The sequence below is a fragment of the Methylobacterium sp. 37f genome (assembly GCF_023093475.1).
Classification (GTDB): Bacteria; Pseudomonadota; Alphaproteobacteria; order Rhizobiales; family Beijerinckiaceae; genus Methylobacterium.
Genome location: NZ_JAGHKN010000012.1, coordinates 39205 through 59419, shown reverse-complemented (window position 1 = coordinate 59419; position 20215 = coordinate 39205). Strand labels below are relative to the sequence as shown.

At 70.5% G+C, this 20215-nt stretch carries 20 protein-coding genes and 2 tRNA genes; 14 read left to right on the top strand and 8 right to left on the bottom strand.

The features are described 5' to 3' along the window. Positions 1–32 precede the first annotated feature (32 nt). The 6 genes from J7U37_RS10460 to J7U37_RS10435 all read left to right on the top strand — a co-directional run bounded on the left by J7U37_RS10460 (position 33) and on the right by J7U37_RS10435 (position 5582). Positions 33–1331 (top strand): beta-ketoacyl-ACP synthase, encoded by a 1299-nt coding sequence (locus tag J7U37_RS10460; protein ID WP_056183844.1) that lies wholly within the window; start codon positions 33–35, stop codon positions 1329–1331. Continuing rightward, on the top strand, positions 1328–2104 hold the full coding sequence (locus tag J7U37_RS10455) for an SDR family NAD(P)-dependent oxidoreductase (RefSeq protein WP_247635668.1): 777 nt from the start codon (positions 1328–1330) through the stop codon (positions 2102–2104). Before J7U37_RS10460 ends, J7U37_RS10455 begins: the two co-directional genes overlap by 4 nt. 14 nt (positions 2105–2118) lie before the next feature. Then, on the top strand, positions 2119–2412 hold the full coding sequence (locus tag J7U37_RS10450) for an SH3 domain-containing protein (protein ID WP_056482501.1): 294 nt from the start codon (positions 2119–2121) through the stop codon (positions 2410–2412). Positions 2413–2633: 221 nt separating this feature from the next. Continuing rightward, positions 2634–3656: a zinc-binding dehydrogenase gene (locus J7U37_RS10445; RefSeq protein WP_247635667.1), complete on the top strand. Its 1023-nt coding sequence runs from the start codon at positions 2634–2636 to the stop codon at positions 3654–3656. A gap of 92 nt (positions 3657–3748) precedes the next feature. After that, on the top strand, positions 3749–4807 hold the full coding sequence (locus tag J7U37_RS10440) for a lipid A biosynthesis lauroyl acyltransferase (RefSeq protein WP_247635666.1): 1059 nt from the start codon (positions 3749–3751) through the stop codon (positions 4805–4807). A gap of 4 nt (positions 4808–4811) precedes the next feature. Then, positions 4812–5582, top strand: coding sequence for a DUF1223 domain-containing protein (locus J7U37_RS10435; RefSeq protein WP_247635665.1), 771 nt, complete (start codon positions 4812–4814; stop codon positions 5580–5582). 156 nt (positions 5583–5738) lie between these two features. On the opposite strand, the gene J7U37_RS10430 is transcribed toward J7U37_RS10435, so the two are convergent. The 3 genes from J7U37_RS10430 to J7U37_RS10420 all read right to left on the bottom strand — a co-directional run bounded on the left by J7U37_RS10430 (position 5739) and on the right by J7U37_RS10420 (position 9163). Further along, complete coding sequence (locus tag J7U37_RS10430; protein ID WP_247635664.1) at positions 5739–7019, bottom strand: aminopeptidase; 1281 nt, start codon at positions 7017–7019, stop codon at positions 5739–5741. A 94-nt stretch (positions 7020–7113) separates the two neighbouring features. Further along, complete coding sequence (locus J7U37_RS10425) at positions 7114–7407, bottom strand: DUF2218 domain-containing protein (protein WP_056183833.1); 294 nt, start codon at positions 7405–7407, stop codon at positions 7114–7116. A 322-nt stretch (positions 7408–7729) separates the two neighbouring features. Next, on the bottom strand, positions 7730–9163 hold the full coding sequence (locus tag J7U37_RS10420) for an FAD-binding oxidoreductase (protein ID WP_247635663.1): 1434 nt from the start codon (positions 9161–9163) through the stop codon (positions 7730–7732). 158 nt (positions 9164–9321) lie between these two features. On the opposite strand from J7U37_RS10420, the gene J7U37_RS10415 reads away from it, so the two are divergent. From J7U37_RS10415 to J7U37_RS10400, 4 genes are all read left to right on the top strand, one after another. Beyond that, positions 9322–10020 (top strand): fumarylacetoacetate hydrolase family protein, encoded by a 699-nt coding sequence (locus J7U37_RS10415; RefSeq protein WP_247635662.1) that lies wholly within the window; start codon positions 9322–9324, stop codon positions 10018–10020. A 5-nt stretch (positions 10021–10025) separates the two neighbouring features. Next, positions 10026–10502, top strand: a complete 477-nt coding sequence (locus J7U37_RS10410) for an NUDIX domain-containing protein (RefSeq protein ID WP_247635661.1) — start codon at positions 10026–10028, stop codon at positions 10500–10502. A gap of 124 nt (positions 10503–10626) precedes the next feature. Further along, positions 10627–10701: transfer RNA gene (locus tag J7U37_RS10405), tRNA-Gly, on the top strand. A gap of 110 nt (positions 10702–10811) precedes the next feature. Next, positions 10812–10886: transfer RNA gene (locus J7U37_RS10400), tRNA-Gly, on the top strand. Positions 10887–10966: 80 nt separating this feature from the next. On the opposite strand, the gene ftrA is transcribed toward J7U37_RS10400, so the two are convergent. Further along, positions 10967–11962 (bottom strand): transcriptional regulator FtrA, encoded by a 996-nt coding sequence (gene ftrA / locus J7U37_RS10395; protein WP_247635660.1) that lies wholly within the window; start codon positions 11960–11962, stop codon positions 10967–10969. An 87-nt stretch (positions 11963–12049) separates the two neighbouring features. On the opposite strand from ftrA, the gene J7U37_RS10390 reads away from it, so the two are divergent. From J7U37_RS10390 to J7U37_RS10380, 3 genes are all read left to right on the top strand, one after another. Further along, positions 12050–12448: a rhodanese-like domain-containing protein gene (locus J7U37_RS10390; protein ID WP_247635659.1), complete on the top strand. Its 399-nt coding sequence runs from the start codon at positions 12050–12052 to the stop codon at positions 12446–12448. 181 nt (positions 12449–12629) lie between these two features. Next, positions 12630–13760, top strand: coding sequence for a lytic transglycosylase domain-containing protein (locus J7U37_RS10385; protein ID WP_247635658.1), 1131 nt, complete (start codon positions 12630–12632; stop codon positions 13758–13760). After that, positions 13757–15319 carry a DUF2336 domain-containing protein gene (locus J7U37_RS10380; protein WP_247635657.1) on the top strand — a complete coding sequence of 521 codons (1563 nt, stop codon included), beginning with the start codon at positions 13757–13759 and terminating at the stop codon, positions 15317–15319. The genes J7U37_RS10385 and J7U37_RS10380 overlap by 4 nt, the downstream gene beginning before the upstream one ends. Before the next feature lie 51 nt (positions 15320–15370). Here J7U37_RS10380 and J7U37_RS10375 read toward each other — a convergent pair whose 3' ends face one another. After that, positions 15371–16141: an NAD kinase gene (locus tag J7U37_RS10375; protein ID WP_056183818.1), complete on the bottom strand. Its 771-nt coding sequence runs from the start codon at positions 16139–16141 to the stop codon at positions 15371–15373. A 171-nt stretch (positions 16142–16312) separates the two neighbouring features. Here J7U37_RS10375 and cutA point away from each other — a divergent pair, with 171 nt between their 5' ends. Further along, positions 16313–16657, top strand: a complete 345-nt coding sequence (gene cutA / locus J7U37_RS10370) for a divalent-cation tolerance protein CutA (protein WP_247635656.1) — start codon at positions 16313–16315, stop codon at positions 16655–16657. Here the strand turns inward: cutA and J7U37_RS10365 are convergent. Genes J7U37_RS10365 through crtI form a run of 3 tightly spaced genes read right to left on the bottom strand, consistent with a single transcriptional unit; the run spans position 16636 to position 20136 of the window. Beyond that, a complete protein-coding gene (locus tag J7U37_RS10365; protein ID WP_056482532.1) occupies positions 16636–17766 on the bottom strand; it encodes a glycosyltransferase in 1131 nt (376 codons plus the stop codon). The genes cutA and J7U37_RS10365 overlap by 22 nt on opposite strands. Beyond that, positions 17766–18536: a lysophospholipid acyltransferase family protein gene (locus J7U37_RS10360; RefSeq protein WP_056482535.1), complete on the bottom strand. Its 771-nt coding sequence runs from the start codon at positions 18534–18536 to the stop codon at positions 17766–17768. The genes J7U37_RS10365 and J7U37_RS10360 overlap by 1 nt, the downstream gene beginning before the upstream one ends. A 58-nt stretch (positions 18537–18594) precedes the next feature. After that, positions 18595–20136, bottom strand: coding sequence for a phytoene desaturase family protein (gene crtI, locus J7U37_RS10355; RefSeq protein ID WP_056183811.1), 1542 nt, complete (start codon positions 20134–20136; stop codon positions 18595–18597). Positions 20137–20215 lie beyond the last annotated feature (79 nt).

Here is a 20215-nt window from a genome sequence, read left to right as displayed (position 1 = left end):
GGCCCTTGCAAAGAACGGTGTAGAACGGCGCGATGACGAACCCATCTCCCCGGCACGCGACGAATCGGGACACGAAGGGCCGGCCGCTGGTGGCGGTGACAGGTCTCGGCATCGTCACCTCCCTGGGCCAGGGGCAGGCCGACAACTGGGCCGCCCTGACGGCCGGCCGCTCAGGGATCCACGCCATTCGGCGCTTTCCCACAGAGGGCCTGCGCACCCGCATCGCCGGCACCGTCGACTTCCTCGACACCGATCCGCTGGTCGCCCCCGCCCTGTCGCAGCGCTTCGCGGAGGAAGCCGCCGACGAGGCTATCGCGCAATCGGGCCTCGGCCGCCCCGGCGACTTTCCCGGCGCCCTGTTCATCGCCGTGCCCCCGGTGGAGATCGAATGGCCGCAGCGCCAAGCCCTGGCCGAGGCCTCCGGCCAGAACGGCCCGATCACCTATACCGACCTGCAGCGCGCCGCCGCGAGCCGGCGCTTCGACGCCTGGCACGACCTCTTCATCTTCGGCACGGTGGCCGACCACATCGCCGACCGCTTCGGCACCAAGGGCTCGCCGATCTCGCTCTCCACCGCGTGCTCGTCGGGCGCCACCGCGATCCAGCTCGGGGTCGAGGCGATCCGGCGCGGCGAGGTGAAGGCCGCCCTCTGCATCGGCACCGACGGCTCGGTGAACCCGGAATCGCTGATTCGCTTCTCGCTGCTCTCCGCCCTCTCCACCCAGAACGACCCGCCGGAGGCGGCCTCGAAGCCGTTCTCGAAGAATCGTGACGGCTTCGTGATGGGCGAGGGCGCCGGCGCCCTGGTGTTGGAGGACGCGGAGGCCGCACGCGCCCGGGGCGCGAAGATCCTCGGCTACGTGCTCGGCTGCGGCGAGAAGGGCGACGGCTTCCACCGCACCCGGTCGAGCCCCGACGGCGCCCCCGGCATCGCGGCGATCCGCGCCGCCCTGGACGATGCCGGTACGGAACCCGACGCCATCGACACCGTGAACGCCCACGGCACCTCGACGCCCGAGAACGACAAGATGGAGGCGATGAGCTGCGCCGCCGTCTTCGGCGACCGCATCCGCACCCTGCCGGTGTCCTCCAACAAGTCGATGATCGGGCACACCCTCACGGCCGCCGGAGCGGTGGAGGCGGTGATCTCGCTCCTCACCATCACGCATGGCCGCATTCCGCCGACCATCAACTACGCGATGCCCGACCCGGCCATCCCCCTCGACATCGTGGCGCAAGCCCGCGACGTTCCAGTGCGCCGGGTTCTCTCGAACTCGTTCGGCTTCGGTGGCCAGAACACCTGTCTCGTGCTGGCGGACGAGCCGGCATGAAGACGGACCTGCGCCCCGAATCCCATACGCGCGTCCTCGTCACCGGCGGCGCCTCGGGCCTCGGAGCCGCCATCGTGCGGGCGCTCGCCGCCGCCGGACACGATGTCACCTTCACGTATCGCTCCTCCAGTGCTGCGGCCGAGGCCCTCGTGGGGGATCTCGTCGCGACGTATCCCGGCCGCGCGATCACCGCCGAAGCCCTGGACCTCGCGGACCGGCCCGCGCTCGACGCCTTCTGCGACCGGATCGAGGACGAGCGCTTCTACGGCTATGTCCACAATGCCGGCCAATCCTCCGATGCACTCGCGGCGATGCTGGACCAGGACCGGGCCGAGGCGGCCATGCAGGTGAATTTCTGGTCGCTCACCCGCCTGGCGAAATCCCTCGTGCGGGGCATGATCCGGGGGCGTTCCGGGCGCATCATCGCCATCGGCTCGGTGGCGGCCCTGCAGGCCAGTCCGGGCAACGCGGCCTATGCGGCCACCAAGGGCGCCCTGATCGCCTATTGCCGGACGCTCGCGATCGAATCGGCCAAGCGCGGTGTCACCGTCAACGTGATCGCGCCGGGCTTCATCGACACCGAGATGATGGCGCCTTATGCCGCCTATCGCGCCACCATGGAGCGCCAGATTCCCGCCGGCCGCTTTGCGAGGCCCGAGGACGTGGCGGCCCTCGCGGCTTTCCTGATGGGCGAGGGCGCGGCCTACATCACCGGGACGGTTCTGCCGGTCGATGGCGGCCTCACCGCCATGATGGGCGTCCACCGCACCTGAGACCAAGCCGTCCCATGTTCTCGCGCCTCTCGTCCGCCATCCCAGCCGCGCTGGTCCTGGCCCTGCTTGCCGCTGTCCCGGCCTCGGCCGCCGAGGCGTACCGGGTCGACGGCCTTCCACGCGGCGAGACCCTCAGCATCCGCGAGACGCCGGACGCGGCTGCCCCCGCCCTCGGGCAGGCGCCGGTGGGCGCCCGCCTGCGCGGCTTCGGCTGCACCGCCGACACCCCGAGCGGGCTGACCTGGTGCCGGGTCAAGGCCGGCCCGATCCTCGGCTGGGCCCGGCGGCGCTATCTGTCGCCGGAGTGAATGCGGGCCGACGGGTTGATGCCCCGTGCCGCGAAGGTTAGCCAGAGCGGCATCACCGCATTCCCCTCTCCACTCCGCGGGAGAGGGGGGCCCGCACCGGCGGGTCGGGTGAGGGGAGCGCCATCTCCGGACAGGGCGCCCCTCGCCCGCCTGCTCCACAGGCACCCTCCTCCGCAGAGGGGGAGGGTATTCGGATGCGCCCGCGAAGAGAAAAGAGCCCCATGCAAGCCCTTCAGCTCCACGGCGACCGCGACCTGCGCCTCGAAGACGTCGCGGAGCCCGCCGCCCCCGGCCCCGGCGAGGTCCAGATCCGGGTGCGCGCCGTGGGCCTCAACTTCATCGACGTCTGGGGCTTTCGCGGCATGGCCTTCGCCAAGCGCAAGCTTCCCCTCGCCGTGGGGGCCGAAGCCTCGGGCGAGATCGTCTGCGTCGGCGAGGGCGTCGCGGATCTGGCCGAGGGCGACCGGGTGGCGATGTACGGCGCCCAAACCTGCGGGCGGTGCAGGGCCTGTCGGGAGGGGCGTGACAACCTGTGCGAGGATGTCTCCGGCGTCATGGGCTTCCACATCGACGGCTTCGCCCGCGAGCGCGTCACCATGCAGGCCCGCCTCGTGGTCAAGATCCCGGACGGCGTCAGCTTCACCGATGCGGCCTGTGCCCCCGTGGCCTTCGGCACCGTGCAGCACATGCTGTTCGACAATGCCCGCCTGGAGCCCGGCGAGAGCATCCTCGTCCATGCCGGCGGCTCCGGCATCGGTACGGCGGCGATCAAGATGGCCAAGGCCATCGGCTGCACGGTGTTCACCACCGTGGGCGACGACGCCAAGGGCGAGAAGGCCAGGGCGCTCGGGGCCGACCACGTCATCAACTATCGCGACGAGCGCTTCGAGGGCGAGGTGCGTCGCCTGACCAAGCGCAAGGGCGTCGACGTGGTGTTCGAGCATGTCGGACCGGACACCTGGAACGGCTCGCTCCTGTGCCTCAAGCGCGGCGGCCGCCTCGTCACCTGCGGCTCGACCTCGGGCGTCTCGACCACCATGAACCTGATGCAGCTGTTCCAGCAGCAATACCGCATCACCGGCTCGTTCGGCTGCTCCATGGCCAATATCCGCGACGCCATGGCCAAGATGGCGCAAGGCATCACGCCGGTCGTGGACACGGTCCTGCCGCTGGCCGATTTCGCGCAGGGCCTGGAACGCCTGGAATCCCGCAAGGTCTTCGGCAAAATCCTGGTGACGCTCTGAGTTGCAGCGCACACGGGTGCCGTCAAAGGCTAAAATGAATTATGCCAGGGATCAGGGTCGTCGACGGAACGCCCCGCGTCACGGGATTCGTTTTGCTCCGCCTTGCCCTCGTTCTGAAGCGTCACCTGCCGCGGCTCGCCGGGCTCGCGATGATCCCCCTGATCCGGGGTCTGTTCTGGCTGGCGCGCCTGCTCGGGGCGGAGCGGGCGAGCCGGGTCGGCGGATGGGTCGCCCGGACGGTCGGGCCGTTCCTGCCGGCCCACCGCACCGCGGTCGCCAACCTGCGCGCCGCCTTCCCTGAACGCGATGCGGCGGCGATCCGCGCGCTCGCCTTGGAGGCGTGGGACAATCTCGGCCGCACCGGCGCGGAATACGCCCATCTTCACACCCTGTTCGATCTCGATCCGGCGGACCTCACGGCCCCCGGGCGCATCACGGTCGCGGGCGAGACCCACTTCGCCGACCTGCGCGACGACGGCAAACCGGGCCTGATCTTCTCCGCCCACCTGGCGAACTGGGAATTGCCCGCGATCTGCGCGGCGCGGTTCGGCCTCGACGCGACGGCGATCTTCCGTCCCCCCAACGATGCGGCTTCCGCCCGCCTCGTGCAGGAGGTCCGGCGCCAGACCATGGGGGGCCTCGCGGCAGCCGGGCAGGGCGCGGTTTTCGCCATGCAGGGCGTGGTCGAGCGCGGCGGCCATCTCGGCCAGCTCATCGACCAGCACTTCACCCGGGGCGTGGTGGTGGAGTTCTTCGGCAAGCCCGTGCTGGTCAACCCGCTGCTCGGCAAGCTCGCCCGCCATTACGAGTGTCCGGTGCACGGCGCGCGCGTCGTCCGCCGCGGGGGAACCCGGTTCCACCTCGAACTGACGCCTCCCCTCGACCTGCCGCGCGATGCCTCCGGTGCCATCGACGTCCAGGGTGCGATGCAGGCGATGACGCGGGAGATCGAGGGGTGGATCCGCGAGAATCCCGGCCAGTGGCTCTGGATGCATCGGCGCTGGCGCCCCGCGATGCTGCCGAAGCCGAAGTTGAAGCCAAAGTCCTCGCACGATCCGGTGCACGGGTCGGCCGGGGACCCGGCGCCGACGACCCCGGCCGCGGATCGAGCGACCGTGATGCCGGAGAACGGCCAACCGTCGGTATCATGACGGCATGAGGCTCGCCGCGATGTTCCTGCTGCGCCGTACCGGCGGCCTGCCCCTGGCACTGGTCCTGGCCGGCGCCCTGACGGCCGTCGCGACGATGGCCCGTGCGGGCGAGCGCTCGCCGGTGGTGATCGAGCTCTACACGAGCCAGGGCTGCGCCGCGTGCCAACCGGCCTCGCGGGTGCTCGGAGACTTCGCCCGGGAGCCCGGCGTCATCGCCCTGACCTTCCCGATCACCTATTGGGACTATCTCGGCTGGAAGGATGCCTATGGCCAGCCGGCCTTCACGGCGCGGCAGCGGGCCTATGCGTCCCTGCGCGGCGAACGGCAGATCTTCACGCCCCAGGCCATCGTCAACGGCGAGCCGTCGATGATCCGCTCCGACCGGAACTCCCTGGAGCGCGCCCTGCGGCGCGCCCGGGCGAGCAGCGTGCCGTCGGTCTCGGTGAAGAGCTGGGAGGAGGGCGACCGGATCTGCATCGACGTCGGCGCGAGCACTGGGCCGGAGGCCAAAGCCGACCTGTGGCTCCTGCCGGTCATGCGCCGGCGCCGCCTCGCCATCGGCGGCGGCGAGAACAAGGGGCAGGTCTTCGACTACATCAACGTGGTGCGGGGGATGCACCGGATCGGCGCCTGGACCGGACAGGCGGCGCATTTCGAGATCCCGCACCGGATGGCCGAAGTGACCGAGGCCGACACCTACGTCGTGGTGCTCCAGGGCGGCAACGAGGGTCGCCCGACCCGCATTCTTGGTGCCGCCAAAGCGCCAGGATTCTGAAGGCCCCCGGCTTCCGGGAACGCCCCCTGTCCTCAGGACGCGATGCGGGCGCCGCCCGGGCACGGCTTCCCGGGTCGTCGCCGCCCGAGCGGCCCGTGGTTCGAGGCTGACCTCACGCGGGTTGAGGTTGAATCAGGCCACGGTTCCGATCCGGGCTCACGCCACCCATTCGCCAGCCCGCATCACCGGAATCGCGCGGCCCTCGGCGGAGAGACCGTCGACGTCGATCTCCTTCGAGCCGATCATCCAGTCGATGTGGATGAGGCTGCGATTGGCTCCGCGCGCCGCGAGGTCGTCCTCGCTGAAATCCGCGCCGCCATTGCGAAAACACTTGCTGTAGGCTTGGCCGAGGGCGATGTGGCTGGCGGCGTTCTCGTCGTAGAGGGTGTTGTAGAACAGCAGCCCTGAGGCCGAGATCGCCGAGGAAGCCGGCACCAGCGCGACTTCGCCGAGGCGGCGCGCGCCCTCGTCGGTCTCCAGGACCTTGGCCAGGACGTCGCCGCCAGTGCGGGCGGTGGCCTCGACGATGCGGCCGTCCTCAAAGCGCACGCGGATGCCGTCGATCAGCGTGCCCTGGTAGGACAGGGGCTTGGTGCTGGTGACCGTCCCGTCGACCCGGTCCTTGTGCGGGGTGGTGAACACCTCCTCGGTGGGTATGTTGGCGTTGCAGACGATGCCGCTGCGCGAGGCCGAGGCGCCGCCGCACCATTCGTGATCATCGGCGAGGCCGACCGTAAGATCGGTGCCGGGACCGAAGAAGCGCAGAGCCGCGAAGCGGTGCGCGTTGAGGGCGTTCATGCGCGTGTGGAGAGCGGCATTGTGCGCCTCCCAGGCCGCGACCGGGTCGGGACCGTCCACGCGCGAGGCCGCGAAGATCGCATCCCACAGGCGGGCGACCGCCTCGCCCTCGGGCAGGTCGGGGAACACCGTCCTGGCCCACGGCGTGGTCGCGGCCGAGACGATGGTCCAGTTGGTGGAAAAGTTGGCGATAAGTTCGAGAGCCGGCACATAGGCCTTCGAGCGGGCGCGATTGGCGCGCGCGACCTTGCCGGCATCCTGGCCCGCCAGCAGGGACGGGTCGTCCCCCGCGATGGCGAGGCGGGCCGCGCCGTTGCGGTAGGCCTCGGCCATGCCGCTGTAGAGCCAGCCGGCGGCCGTGTCGAAGGCGTCGTCCGGCGCGTGGGCGAACCGCGCCAGGGTGGCGGCATCGTCCGCGTAGAAGGTGGTGACGAGCGAGGCTCCGGCCTTGTAGGCCTCTTCGGTGATGGCGCGAGCCAGCGGCACCGTTTCGAGCGGCGCCGTGATCACCAGTTCCTGTCCCGGCCGCAGACCGAGGCCGACCTTCACGGCGACTTCCGCGAGGCGCTGGAGCCGCTCCGCATGCGGGGCCGGGCCCAAAGGTGCCGCTCCGTGCGTCGTCTGCGCGATCCCGTCCATCCCGTGTCTCCCGGTCCTGCCTGAAGCGTCTCGCGCTCAAGATCAGGTCTCGGGAGGCCAGGTCAAGCGCTGCGCGCGCCGCCCCCGCGCCAGGTCAGGCCGCGCGCGACCAGGTGATCTGGCCGAGGTTCTCCCGGAAGGCAAAGCGCAGGAGGTGGTCGGAGACCACGTTCTCCAGGCGGGTCAGGGCAGCCGGATCGGGAGTGGCCACCCGCATCAGGAGCGCGTCGGGACCGGCCTCGAAGGTACAGACCCGGTCCTCGCCGAACGGCACGCGACCGGCATCCTCGGTGGCTTCCACCGGGAACTTGTGGCTCCAGTGACGGCAGAGCTGCTTGAGATAGCGGCTCGCCTCGGCGGTCGGAACTCTCGCCTGGGAAGTCGGCATCGAACGTGTCTCCTGCTCGGTCTTCGGTTGCGAACCGCGTGGTGCTGCCTCTCCGCAGGAGAGGACAAAGCGGTTAAGGCCAGCCTAACTCGCCGCACTGCACCCAATCGGCCGTCGTTGCGGTTCAGCCTCTTCAGCCCATAGAACAGCCGATTTATGGCGCGCCGCCGTCGACAATCTGACAATCCTTTGTGCGGCGCACAATAGTAATCCGACGGGATGCGACAGGGTTCCGGCTAAATTTTTGTTGAGGCCTCCGATAAGACGTATGACGCCGCGAAGCGGGGAGGCGCTGCGGCTACTCACGATCGAGCATTCGAGATCAGCCGGGGTTCAGAATCTTGCTCGGGGCAAGGATTTTACCCGGGTTCAACAGATCGCCCGGATCGAGGGCGGCCTTGAGGCGGCGCATGAGGTCGAGGGCGACCGGGTCGGCGTAGCGCGCCAGTTCGTCTCGCTTGAGCAGGCCGACTCCATGCTCAGCCGCGATCGATCCGCCGAGGGCGTCAACGATGTCGTGGACGATCCGGTTGAACCGCCCCCAATCCGCCAGGAAGGCGGCGCGGTCCATGCCAACGGGCTGACTCAGGTTGAAGTGGATGTTGCCGTCGCCGAAATGCCCGAAGGCGCAGACGCGCAGGCCCGGCATCTCCGCCTCGCAGGCCTGCGTCGCCCGCGCGAGAAATTCGGGCAGGCGGGAGAGCGGCACCGAGACGTCGTGCTTGATCGAGCCGCCCTCGGCTTTCTGGACCTCGGACAGGCTCTCGCGCAGGTCCCAGAAGGCGTTCGCCTGCGCCTCGCTGGCCGCCAGTGCGGCATCGTCGAGGCGGCCTTCGTCCTGGGCCCGGGCGAGCAGCGTCTCCATCAGGGTCGCGGCCTCCTCGCCCGGGCGCGTGGTTGAAACCTCCACCAGCGCGTAGGCCCCGTGGCGCCCGGCCAGGGGCGCGCGCGCGCCGGCCCGGTGGCGCAGGACGATCTCCAACCCGAAGGGCGCGATGTACTCGAAGGCGGTGAGGCCGGCCCCGGCCTCCGCCCGCAGGCGCCGGAACAGGTCCAGGGCGGCATCGGCCGAGGCGAGGCCGACGAAGGCCACGGCGCGGGAGGTCGGCCGGGGAAAGAGTTTCAGCACCGCGGCGGTAATCAGCCCGAGCGTTCCTTCCGAGCCGAGGAACAGATGCTTGAGATCGTAGCCCGCATTGTCCTTGCGCAGGCCCTTGAGCCCGTTCCAGATCCGGCCATCGGCCAGCACGACCTCGAGCCCAAGGACGAGGTCGCGGGCGTTGCCGTAGGCCAGCACGGCGGTCCCACCCGCATTGGTGGAGAGATTGCCGCCGATGCGGCAGGAGCCCTCGGAGGCCAGTGAGAGCGGAAACAGCAGGCCGGCGGCCTGGGCCGCCGCCTGAACGTCGGCCAGCACCATGCCGGCCTCCACGGTGATGCTGGCATTGACGGGGTCGATCGCCCGCAGGCGCGTCAGGCGTGCCATCGACAGCACGATGCCGCCCTGCGGCAGGCCGCCGCCGACATGACCGGTGTTGCCGCCCTGGGCCACCACCGGCACGCCGGCCTCGGCGCAGGCCCGGACCACGCCGGCGACCTCGGCGGTGTCGGCAGGCCGCACCAGCGCCAGGGCGTGCCCACGCTGCAAGCCACGGGTCTCGGCGAGGTGGGGCGCGAGGTCGGTCGCGTCGGTCAGGACATGGGCGGGGCCGAGGCACGTGGTGAGGTATGCCAGCAGGCGGGAAGGATCGGTCACCACAGGTCTCGCACGTTGGATCTCACCGGCCCGGACCCGCACCGCGACGGGATGGCGCGGCCGAGCCTGCAGCCTATGATAGGGATGGCGGGACGTCCTGTGCAGGGCGGGCGACCGGGCGCAGCGCCGCATCGTCCCGGAAATGAGGTTGGCTTCCCATGTTGTCCGTGATTCCAAACCCACCCCGCATCGCCCTGCCGATCGTCGGCAGCGACGACCTCTTCCCCGTGCGGCGGGTCTACTGCGTCGGTCGCAACTACGCCGCCCATGCCCGCGAGATGGGCAAGGACCCGGACCGGGAACCGCCGTTCTTCTTCATGAAGCCCGCCGACGCCCTGCAGATCGTCACGGGCGACGATCCGGTCGACCATCCGTATCCGCCGCGCACCGAGAACTACCATTTCGAGGTGGAGATGGTGGCGGCCCTCGGCCTCGGCGGTCGCGACATCGCGGAGGCATCCGCCCTTGGCCATGTCTACGGCTATGCGGTCGGCCTCGACATGACCCGGCGCGACGTCCAGGACGAGGCCAAGCGCTTGGCACGGCCCTGGGACCTCGCCAAATCCGCCGACGCCTCGGCACCGATCGGACCCTTGCACCCGGCCTCGGCCATCGGTCACCCCGCGCGGGGCGCCATCACGCTGGCGGTGGACGAGCGGGAGCGCCAGCGCGGCGACCTCTCCGAGATGATCTGGTCGACCCAGGAGCAGATCGCGCTGCTCTCGACCTATTTCGAGCTGCACCCGGGCGACCTCATCTTCACCGGCACGCCGTCCGGCGTCGGCGCGGTGTCGCGCGGCGAGACCATGACGGCGGCCATCGACGGCCTGGGCGTCATCCGCCTGCGGGTCGTCTGAGGCGGATGCTGCTCGACCGATCCTGGATGCGGCGCCTGATCCAGTATGGCGCCCTCGCGACGCGCGGCATGACGCTCGGCGTCCGGGGCGCCGCCCTCGACGCGGAGGGCCGGGTTTGCCTCGTGCGCCACACCTACGTGGCGGGCTGGCACCTGCCGGGCGGCGGCGTCGAGGCCGGCGAGAGCGCGGCGGCGGCGATGATCCGCGAGTTCCGCGAGGAGGCCGAAATCGTGGTCGATCCCGACCGACCGATGCGGCTGCATGGGTTCTACCACAACCGAACGGCGGCGGGGCGCGACCACGTCGCTCTCTACGTGGTGCACGCCTTCTCGGTTCGGGTTCCGAAGGCGCCGGACGGCGAGATCGCGGCCTGCGGGTTCTTCGCCCTCGACGCGCTGCCCCCGGAGACCACCGCCGCGACCCGCGCGCGCCTGCGCGAGATCCGCGAGGGTGTGCCGTCATCGGCCCACTGGCAGGCCTGAGGGCCGGACGCGATGCCGGCAAACCGCCCCGGCGATTCAGCGCTTGCAACGCCCGGCGGAATGGTGTTTAGAGACGCCGTCCGGGGCCGCCGGCGGGTCTTTCCCACCAGCGGTGCGGTTGTGAGCGGGTGTAGCTCAGGGGTAGAGCACAACCTTGCCAAGGTTGGGGTCGAGGGTTCGAATCCCTTCGCCCGCTCCAATTGACAGACCGAGACGACCGGAGCGACAGCCGCTGCAAGGCGGCTTTTTGCTTCGTTGAGACGAAGAACCGTCCGGCCGGGAACAACGCCTGGGCCACGACGGGTGTGAGCGGGTGTAGCTCAGGGGTAGAGCACAACCTTGCCAAGGTTGGGGTCGAGGGTTCGAATCCCTTCGCCCGCTCCAGTTTTCCAGCCGAAGTCTGATCGACTTGACGCCCCTCGGGGCGTTTTTGCGTTTGAGGGCCGTGCGTTGCCAGCGCCGGCTCAAGGACCGCGGGATCGTCCGAGACAGCTTTCCCGATAAGCAGACGGCGTCACCGCGAAGCGGCGGCGGAACTGCTGGCGAAGGGCTGCGGCCGTGGTGAAGCCGGCCGCTTCGGCGACGGCCTGGAGGGGGTGATCCGCCTGCTCCAGCAGGTCGCGGGCACGGGCGAGGCGTAGGTCGAGAAGCCAGCGGGCGGGCGTCGTACCTGTCGCTGCGGAGAAGCGCCGCAACAGGGTCCGGGAACTCATGCCGGCGCGGGCGGCGAGATGGGCGACCGGCCAGGCGCCGGCCGGGTTCGCCCGCATCGCGTCGAGGAGGGGGCCGATCCGGGCGGCCTCGTGCAGCGACGGCACCGCGCCCATGACGATCTGGGCCTGTCCGCCGTCCCGGTGGGGTGGGACCACGAGGCGTCGGGCGACGCGATTGGCGGCGACCGGGCCGAAATCGCGCCGCACCAGGTGCAGGCAGAGGTCGATCCCGGCGGCACTGCCGGCCGAGGTCAGGATCGCGCCCTCGTCCACGTAGAGCACGTCCGGAGTGAAGCGGATGCCCGGATGGCGGATGGCGAGGGCTTCAGCGTGGCGCCAGTGCGTGGTGGCGCGTCGGCCGTCCAGCAGCCCGGCCGCCGCGAGGACGAAGACGCCCGAACAGATCGACAGGATGCGCGCGCCCCGCGCGGCGGCCGCCCGGAGGGCCGACACGAGGGCCTCCGGCACCGGTATCTCCGCACCCCGCCAGCCCGGCACCACGATGGTGCCGGCCTGATCCAGGAGGTCGAGCCCGCCGTCGACGAGGAAGCGGACTCCGCCCTCGGCCCGCATCGGGCCGGGATCGAGGGCCGCCACCGCGAATCGGTACCAGTCCGCTCCCATTTCCGGACGCGGCAATCCGAAGATCTCCACGGCGACACCGAATTCGAAGGTGCAGAGCCCGTCATAGGCCAGCACCACCACGAGACGGTCGGCTGGGGGAAGGCGCACCTGCGGCTTTGGCATGATCGCAACGCTAACTGGCAATCCGGCCCGCCGCCAAGCCGCCCGGGCGTTGGTAGCTTGGTCGTCCACGTTGGAGGAAGATCACCGATGAGCCTCGTCAGCGCCATTCCCAACTGTTCGCCCGCCATCGCACGCGCGCATTTCCGACGCCGTCTGGCTTTGGAGACCGATTGTGCCGACGTGGCTGCGGCCCTTCGGGCGGGTGCGCCCGACTTCGTGCTGCTGCACGCGGTCGGGTCGGAGGCCGCATTCCGCAAGCGCCATATCCCCGGGGCGCTGCATCTGCCGGCTCGCGGGATCACGGCGGAGCGCCTGGGCGCTTGGCCCGCGGACACGCTCTTCGTGGTCTATTGCGCCGGGCCCCACTGCAACGGCGCCGACCGGGCCGCCCTGCGGCTCGCCGAACTCGGCCGCCCGGTGAAGGTGATGCTCGGGGGTCTGACGGGCTGGGCCGACGAAGGCCTGGCCTTCGCAAGCGAGATTTGACCCGCGCGGGCGAGGCCTGACCCGCGCGGGAGATGCGTCTGCGCAGCAGAAGGAACCCGGAATTCGGACGCGATCCTGAAATCGGGCAAGATCAGGACCGCACTCTTCAATCTTCCTTTACCATAGAGCGAACAAAGTTACCCTCGGGGCGTCGCCAGGGTCCGCCTCCAGCCGGACGTCCATGTTCCTGTTCACCACGCCCCCCGCCAATTCCCGCGATTCCGGCGCAAGCCGGGATGCGGGATTGCGCGACACGCCCCCCGCCGGGCGCGCGACCGCACCGGGCGGCGTGATCGAGGCGATCCGGGACGGGGCGCAGACCTCCGGGACCGGCTTCGACTATCTCCTCGCCACGGCGCAGCGGGAATCCTCGCTCGACCCCTCGGCCAAGGCCGGCACCTCCTCGGCCACCGGCCTGTTCCAGTTCATCGAGCAGACCTGGCTCGGCACCATGAAGAATGCCGGGCCGCGCCTCGGCTTCACCACCTACGCCGATGCAATCACCAAGGGGACCGACGGCACCTACAGCGTGAGCGATCCGGCCGCCAAGCAGACCATCCTGGACCTGCGTCGCGATCCCCGGATCGCCGCCACCATGGCGGGCGCGCTGACCGAGCGGAACCGCGAGACGCTGACGGCCGCCCTCGGGCGCGAGCCCACGGGGGGCGACCTCTACGCCGCCCACGTCCTCGGCGCGCGCGGGGCCGCCGCTCTGATCAACACCGCGCAGGCGAGCCCCGCCCGAGTCGCCGCCCTCGACATGCCGGAGGCGGCCGCAGCGAACCGCAGCCTATTTTACGACAAGGCCGGGCGTCCGCGCGGAGCGGCCGAACTCTACGCCCATCTGGCCGCGGTACGCCCCGCAGCGCCGCAGGCGGTGTCCGGCACCCAGGCAATCTCCGGCACCTTGGCAGTCTCCGGAACCCTGGCGCTGCCCGAGGGTACCACCGCCTACGCCTCCCTCAACGAGGGTGGCCTGCGCTCGATGTTCCAGACCGATCCGCGCCAGCAGGGTGGCGTCTCGGCCGGCGTCGCCCGCCTCTGGCAGGGGCGAAACGCCGGCCAGGATGCGGTTCGGGCGGAGCCGCCGCGAGCCGCGCCGACCTACTTCCCCCGCTCGGACGGCACCGAGACCGGGAGCGCCGCCGTCGCCCCGGCGGTATCGACGCCCGCTCTCCCGGTCCCCTCGGCGGCCCTCGTCGGCGCGCCGCAGCCGCCGCGCCGGCCGGCGGAGTTCGGCGGGTCCGGACCATCGGCGCGGGTCGGCGCACCCCTCGATTTGTCCCTCTTCACCATTCGGAGCGGCTCATGATCATCCGCCAGTTCCTCACCTGGACGCAGCACACCTCCGCCGCGCGACGGGCGGAGGCGGCCGGTGCCCTGGCCCGTGCCTACCTGTATGGCGGCCTCGGCGAGGACGTCGCCTGGGAGGCGGAAGCCGCGCTCCTCGCTCTCCTCGACGATCCCTCGAGCCTGGTCCGCCGCGCCCTGGCCGAGGCCTGCGCCGCGTGCGCGAACGCCCCCCGTACCCTGATCGTGGCCCTGGCGAGCGACCAGGCCGAGATCGCCACCTTGGTGCTGGCCCGCTCGCCGGTGCTGAGCGACGCCGACCTCGTCGACGGCGTCGCCATCGGCTGCCCCGCCACCCGCCGCGCCATCGCGAGCCGGGTGGACCTGTCGCCCGCCGTCGCCGGGGCGCTCGCCGAAATCGCCGAGCCCGAGGCACTGGTCGTGCTGGTTCGCAACCGCAGCGCCCACATCACCACCGGCAGCCTGATGCGGATGGTCGAGCGCCACGGCGACGTGGCCGCCCTGCGCGAGGCAGTCCTGGCCCGTCCGTACCTGCCCCTCGAGGTGCGCCAGTGCGTGACGATGCGTCTCGCCGAATCGCTCTCCGCCTTCGCGGTGTCCTCCGGCTGGCTCACGCCGGCCCGTAGCGCGCGCGCCAGCCGCGAGGCCCAGGAGCGCACCACCCTGGCCTTCTGCGCCGAGGCCCATCCGATCGATCTCGCCCGCCTCGTGGCCCACCTCAAGGCCTGCGGCCAGCTCAATGCCGGCCTGCTGCTGCGAGCGATCCTGTCCGGCCACATGGCCTTCGCCGAGATGGCTCTGGCCGATCTTGCAGGCCTTCCGGCCCGGCGGGTGGCGGGCCTGATGCAGGAGGCCTCGAGCGCCGCCTTCGCCGCCCTCCACCGCAAGGCTGGCCTGCCCGCCGTGCTTCTGCCGGCCTTCAGCGCCGCCCTCTCGGCTTGGCGCGAGGCCGGCCAGGGCACCACCACCAGGGCGGGCGCCGGCCTGTCGCGCCTGATGATCGAGCGGGCGCTGACCGCCTGCGAGACGATGCCCTTCGCCGAGGCGCAGAGCGTCATGGCCTTGCTGTCCCGCTTCGAAGCCGAAGCGGCCCGCGACGAGGCGCGGGTGCTCGCGCGCGAACTCGCGGCGGAAGCGGAGCAGACCGAAATCCTGCGGATCGAGCGCGAGATCCTCGATGCCGAATGGCGCGAGGCGCAGCGCCAAGTCATCGCCCGCTGGGATGAGCCGGAGCGTCCGGCCGTTGCGATGGCCGCCCCGGCACCGGTCGAAGCGCCCTTAGTCCAAGCACGCGACGTGGAATTCGCCTTGCCCGCTTCTCCTTTGCCCGCTTCTCCTTTGCCCGCTTCTCCCTTGCCCGCTTCTCCCTTGCCCGAATCCGATTCGGCCCGCACCGATCCGGTCGGCCTCATCCTCGATGGCCTGTCCGACTCGATCATGGCCGAGTTCCAGGGTAGCCGCGCACGGGTCCACGCGGTAACCGTCGAAGTCGTGCTGGACGCAATCCCCGACGCCCTGATCGCGAGCTATCGCGACGACCGGGCGCGGATCGCCGCCTGAGGCATTGGCAGCCCTGGCCGCCGAGCCGGCCGGGAGATGCTCGGCCGAGCCTCAGCCGAACTGCTCGCGCAGGATGCGCTCGTCGAGGCTGTGGCCGGGATCGTGCAGCAGGGTCAGGTTGGTGGCGTGGTCGAGCCAGGTCTCGACCGTGCAGACCCGGCGGAATTCCGTATGGTCGGCCACCGCCGCCACCGGGCGATGCGCGGGATCCAGCACCTCGATGTGGATGCGCGCGTAATCGGGCAGCAGCGCCCCGTGCCAGCGCCGCGGCCGGAAGGCCGAGATCGGCGTCAGGGCCAGGAGCCGGGCGTTGAGGGGCAGGATCGGGCCGCCGACCGAAAGGTTGTAGGCCGTCGAGCCGGCCGGAGTCGCCGCCAGCACACCGTCGGCGATCAGTTCGGGCAGGCGCACATGTCCATCGACCGAGATCCGCAGCTTGGCGGTCTGATGGGTCTGGCGCAGCATGTAGACTTCGTTGAGGGCGCGCGCTTCGTGCCGGCGCCCCTCGGTGTCCACCGCCTCCATCATCAGCGGGTGGATGATGCTGCGCTTGGTGTTCTCCAGGCGCTCGATCAGGCCGTCCTCGCGAAACTCGTTCATGAGGAAGCCGACCGTGCCGCGATTCATGCCGTAGATCGGCGTGCCGGCATGCATGAAGCGGTGCAGGGTCTGGAGCATCAGGCCGTCACCGCCGAGCGCCACCACCACGTCGGCCTCGTCGGGGGGCACGTGGTCGTAGCGGCGCATCAGGATGGCGGCAGCCTGCCGGGCGTCCTCCGTGGGACTCGCGACGAAGGCAAGCCGTTCGAACCGCCGCGCCATGGGCCTATATCCGCCTTGCCGAACAACCGACCGGTTACCTTGCCGGACACTTTGCCGAACGCCCCTCCGAGGCGGAGCGTCCGCTTCGGCGTTCGCGTTAAAATCCCATCGGCATTCCGCCGATACGCTCCCGCCTGGGGAGCGGCAGAACCTTGGTCGGAGACCCATAGCATGGAGCGACCGCTTCTCGTCTACACCACCTTCCCGGATGCCGGCACCGCCCTGGCGATCGGCGAGGAACTGGTGCGCCTCAAGCTGGCCGCCTGCGTCAACGTCCTGCCCGGGATGCTGTCGGTCTATGCCTGGAAGGGTGTGGTGGAGCGGGGCGAGGAGGTGGCGGCCATCCTGAAAAGCCGGGAGAGCCTGGCCGAAGCCCTCGGCGCAGCCTTGAAGGCGCGTCACCCCTACGAGACGCCGATCATCCTGCATCTCCCGGTGACGGGGGCCGACCCCGACACCGCGGCCTGGATCCTCGCCGAGACGGACGCCCATATTCAGGAATCACCGACCGGATAGCTGCGACCCTTCCACATCGGGGTTCCGGCCCCCTTGCGCCGCAGCAGCGCGGTCCACTGGATCGCCAGTGCCACCAGCACGGTCAGGGGATGCAGCAGGATGGTGCCCGCCGGCTCGCGGGTCACCAGGGTAATCGCGGCCCGGGTGGCCAGCGAGAGCAGGGCAGCGGCGAAAGCCAGGAAGGCGGCGGTCCCCGAACCGATGCCGCACAGGGCCAGGATCAGGAGAAGCCAGGGCAGGACGTGTCCGCCCGCCAGCAGCAGGGTCCAGACCGGCAGGGCTCCGGGCGTTGCCATGCCCTCGCGCGCGTTCTTCGAGAAGCCGGCCCAGCTCTGGCCGAACCCGCGATACATCCGGCAGGTGGCGAGGGCGTGCGCGGCCACGAGATCGGTCCGGTAGCCGGCCGAGCGGAAGCGGCGCGGAAGCACGACACCGTCGTGGAGACTCATGCGCAGGGCGCCGTGGCCACCGATGTCCCGGTAGGCGCTGCGCGCGACCAGTACGAGCTGGCCACAGGCGGCCCCAAGGCTGGGGCGCAGGGAGGCTCGCATCATCGCCATCGGCAGGTAGCCGACGAGCAGGAAATTGATCATGGGCACCGTCAGGCGCTCGCCGAGGGAGCCCATATGCTGGCGCGGAACCCCGCTGACCAGGGCCGCATCGGTCCGACGGGCATGGGCGGCCAGCGCGGCGGCGGCGGCGGGGGCCAGGGTCACATCCGCATCGACGAACAGGAGATGGGTGCCCTGTGCCGCCTCGGCGAGGCGGGCGCAGGCGTGGTTCTTGCCCGTCCAACCGTCCGGCAAGGGCGGGATCTGGACAAGGCGCAGGCGCGGGTCGGTGGCGGCAATGGCGAAGACGATCGCGGCGGTGTCGTCGGTGGACTGGTCGTCGCCGACGAGCACCTCCAGGGCGACTCCCGCGCTGGCCAGGGCGGCCCGCACCGTCGCGGCGATGACCTCCGCCTCGTTGCGAGCCGGGATCAGCACAGAGACCTTGGCCCGGACGTCGAGATCCGGTTCGGGGGTTCGCAGGATGGACAGGTTGATCCAGGCGATCAGGCCCGGCAGCAGGGCGCAGACGAGCGCCAGGATCGCGAGGCCGAACATCACGGGACCAGATCTCCCTTGCGGCTGGGTGCATCCCCCGCCTGATGGGCCGGCTCGAAGCGCCGGCCGCCGAGGACGGCACGCAGGCGCCGCCAGACATCGTAGACCCCGCCGATCCCCTTGGCACCGGAGGCGACGGCCGTGAAGCGCGCGGCGTCGCGGGACACGACGTCGGCGCTGAGGCGATCGAGGGTGGCGGTCAGGTCGGCCTCCATCCGGGCGAGCCGCTCCGGCCGGGGGAGGGCGAGCAGTTCGGCACCGGACACCGGCTTGCCGAAGGCCGCGAAGGCCTCCCCGCCGCGCTCCTCCCAGAAGGCGTATTCGAGGGCGAGGGGCACGAACAGGGCTTCGGGCGCGATCTCGGGCAGGCGTCCGACGCCGCCGCGCAGGGCCAGCGGACGCGCGCGGACATCCTGGAACCGTCCCTGCGCGGTGATCCAGATCATCCGGTTCGGCACCCCCAGGATGCGCCGGCTCGCCTTCAGGAACTGGGCGGCGCCGCGCGCCGATTCGAGATCCACCGCGAAGGCCCCCATCCGGGCGAACACCGCGTATTTCTCCAGCATGCGCGCATCGAAGGGCGCGTAGCTGTCGCGGCTCGGAAACAGCCGCCCGGCCAGGAGGATGACCACGGCGGCATCCCACCAGGCCGGATGGTTGCAATACACCACCACCGGACCGGGATGATCCGCGCAAGCCGGCACGCCCCAGCGGGCGAGCCGTAGGGCGTTGAGGTGGCGCCGCAGGTAGCGGTCGAAATACCCGACCATGAACCGCCACAGGGCGGGTGATCGGGCCGGAACGTCCTCGCGGGACACGCGTCGGGCCTCAGGCGCTGGCGCGCACCTCGCTGCTCGCGTCGCTGCCTCGCGCATCGGTGTCGAGGGCGTCGGCCGCGATCCAGCCCGACATCATCACCATGGGCATGCCCGGCCCCGGATGGGCGGCGCCGCCGGCGAGGTAGAGGCCGCGCACCTGCCGCGAGCGGTTGCCGGGCTTGAAGGCGCCCATGAACTTGCCGTGCGAGGCGAGGCCGTAGATCGCGCCGTTCAGCACCTTGTAGCGCTCGTGGATATCCTGCGGTGTCAGGTGCCGCTCGACCACGATGCGCTCCTCGAGGTCGGGCATGTTGCCGGTGCGCTTGAGCTTGTCGAGGATGACCTGGCGGTAGGCCGGGAACATCTTCGACCAGTCGTGGTGCGGGCGCAGGTACGGCGTATGGACCAGGACGTAGAGCGCCTCGCCGCCCTCGGGCGCCACTGAGGGATCGGTGGAGGAGGGGGCCGCGAGGTAGGCGGTCGGGTCCGGGGCCGGCTCGCCCTTGTGATAGATGTAGTCGAACTCCTCCTCCGGATCGCGGGAGAAGACGAAGTCGTGGTGGTTCAGGTGCTCGTAGCGCTTGTTCAGCCCGAGATAGAGCACCACGCCGGAACAGGCCGGCTCGAAGCTCTTCTTCTCGTAGGTCTTGCCGACGTCGCCGCCGACGAGTTCGCGATAGGTCCGCACCGAATCCATGTTGGAGATCACGGCGTCGAACGGAGTGATGCCGGCGGCGGTCTTCACGCCCTTCACCGCGCCCTTCTCGATGGCGAGGCCGGTGACCTCGTCGCCGGGACGCAGGGTCGCGCCGAGTTCACCCGCGAGCTTCGTCAGGGCCTCGGCCACCGCGCGGGTGCCGCCCATCGGGTACCAGACCCCCTCCGCCGTCTGCATATGGGCGATGGCGCAGAGCACGGCCGGTGCGCCGTAGGGCGAGGAGCCGACATATTGCACGAAGTGATCGAGCATCTGTGCGAGGCGCGCGTCCTTCACCTTCGACCGGATGGTGCCCGCCACCGACGAGCCCATGCGCAGGGAGAGCACGTCGCGCAGGGTGCCGGGGTTCATGTTGGCGCGGATGTTGATGGTGTCGAACAGGTCCTCGACCGGCTTCCAGAAGAAGAACTTGTTCGAGACGTCATGCAGGTGCTCGGAGATCTCGAGGAACTTCTTGTAGCCCTCGCCGGCGCCGGTGTTGGGCGCGAAACGCTCCATGTCGGCCGCCATGGTGGGGACGTCGGCCATGAGGTCGAGATGGGTGTTGTCGTCGAAGAAACAGCGCCATTGCGGATCGAGGCGGCGCAGGTCCAGGTAGTCGTGGATGTTGCGTCCGGCCTCCTGGAAGATCCGCTCCAGCACCTTCGGCACGGTCAGGATGGTCGGCCCCATGTCGAAGCGGAACCCGCCCTCGTGCAGGACCGCGGCTTTGCCGCCGAGCCAGTCGTTCTTGTCGTAGAGCGTGACGGTATGGCCCCGCGCGGCGCTCACACAGGCCGCCGCCAAGCCGCCCAACCCTGCGCCGACGACGGCGACCGAAGACCCAGCCCGCATGTTCGTGTCACTCCCCGGGCCGGTTCGAAAGCCCTTATCCGTCATGAAGCTAGACCGGATGGGCGCGCGGTCAACGCGC

Coding starts and splice junctions, on each gene's coding strand:
- J7U37_RS10445 (WP_247635667.1), top strand. CDS start 2,634: ATGCAAGCCCTTCAGCTCCACGGCGACCGCGACCTGCGCCTCGAAGAC.
- J7U37_RS10375 (WP_056183818.1), bottom strand. CDS start 16,141: ATGGCGCGGCGGTTCGAACGGCTTGCCTTCGTCGCGAGTCCCACGGAG.
- J7U37_RS10415 (WP_247635662.1), top strand. CDS start 9,322: ATGTTGTCCGTGATTCCAAACCCACCCCGCATCGCCCTGCCGATCGTC.
- J7U37_RS10435 (WP_247635665.1), top strand. CDS start 4,812: ATGAGGCTCGCCGCGATGTTCCTGCTGCGCCGTACCGGCGGCCTGCCC.
- J7U37_RS10450 (WP_056482501.1), top strand. CDS start 2,119: ATGTTCTCGCGCCTCTCGTCCGCCATCCCAGCCGCGCTGGTCCTGGCC.
- crtI (WP_056183811.1), bottom strand. CDS start 20,136: ATGCGGGCTGGGTCTTCGGTCGCCGTCGTCGGCGCAGGGTTGGGCGGC.
- J7U37_RS10410 (WP_247635661.1), top strand. CDS start 10,026: ATGCTGCTCGACCGATCCTGGATGCGGCGCCTGATCCAGTATGGCGCC.
- J7U37_RS10460 (WP_056183844.1), top strand. CDS start 33: ATGACGAACCCATCTCCCCGGCACGCGACGAATCGGGACACGAAGGGC.
- J7U37_RS10430 (WP_247635664.1), bottom strand. CDS start 7,019: ATGGACGGGATCGCGCAGACGACGCACGGAGCGGCACCTTTGGGCCCG.
- J7U37_RS10385 (WP_247635658.1), top strand. CDS start 12,630: ATGTTCCTGTTCACCACGCCCCCCGCCAATTCCCGCGATTCCGGCGCA.
- J7U37_RS10390 (WP_247635659.1), top strand. CDS start 12,050: ATGAGCCTCGTCAGCGCCATTCCCAACTGTTCGCCCGCCATCGCACGC.
- J7U37_RS10455 (WP_247635668.1), top strand. CDS start 1,328: ATGAAGACGGACCTGCGCCCCGAATCCCATACGCGCGTCCTCGTCACC.
- ftrA (WP_247635660.1), bottom strand. CDS start 11,962: ATGCCAAAGCCGCAGGTGCGCCTTCCCCCAGCCGACCGTCTCGTGGTG.
- J7U37_RS10425 (WP_056183833.1), bottom strand. CDS start 7,407: ATGCCGACTTCCCAGGCGAGAGTTCCGACCGCCGAGGCGAGCCGCTAT.
- J7U37_RS10380 (WP_247635657.1), top strand. CDS start 13,757: ATGATCATCCGCCAGTTCCTCACCTGGACGCAGCACACCTCCGCCGCG.
- J7U37_RS10365 (WP_056482532.1), bottom strand. CDS start 17,766: ATGTTCGGCCTCGCGATCCTGGCGCTCGTCTGCGCCCTGCTGCCGGGC.
- J7U37_RS10360 (WP_056482535.1), bottom strand. CDS start 18,536: ATGGTCGGGTATTTCGACCGCTACCTGCGGCGCCACCTCAACGCCCTA.
- cutA (WP_247635656.1), top strand. CDS start 16,313: ATGGAGCGACCGCTTCTCGTCTACACCACCTTCCCGGATGCCGGCACC.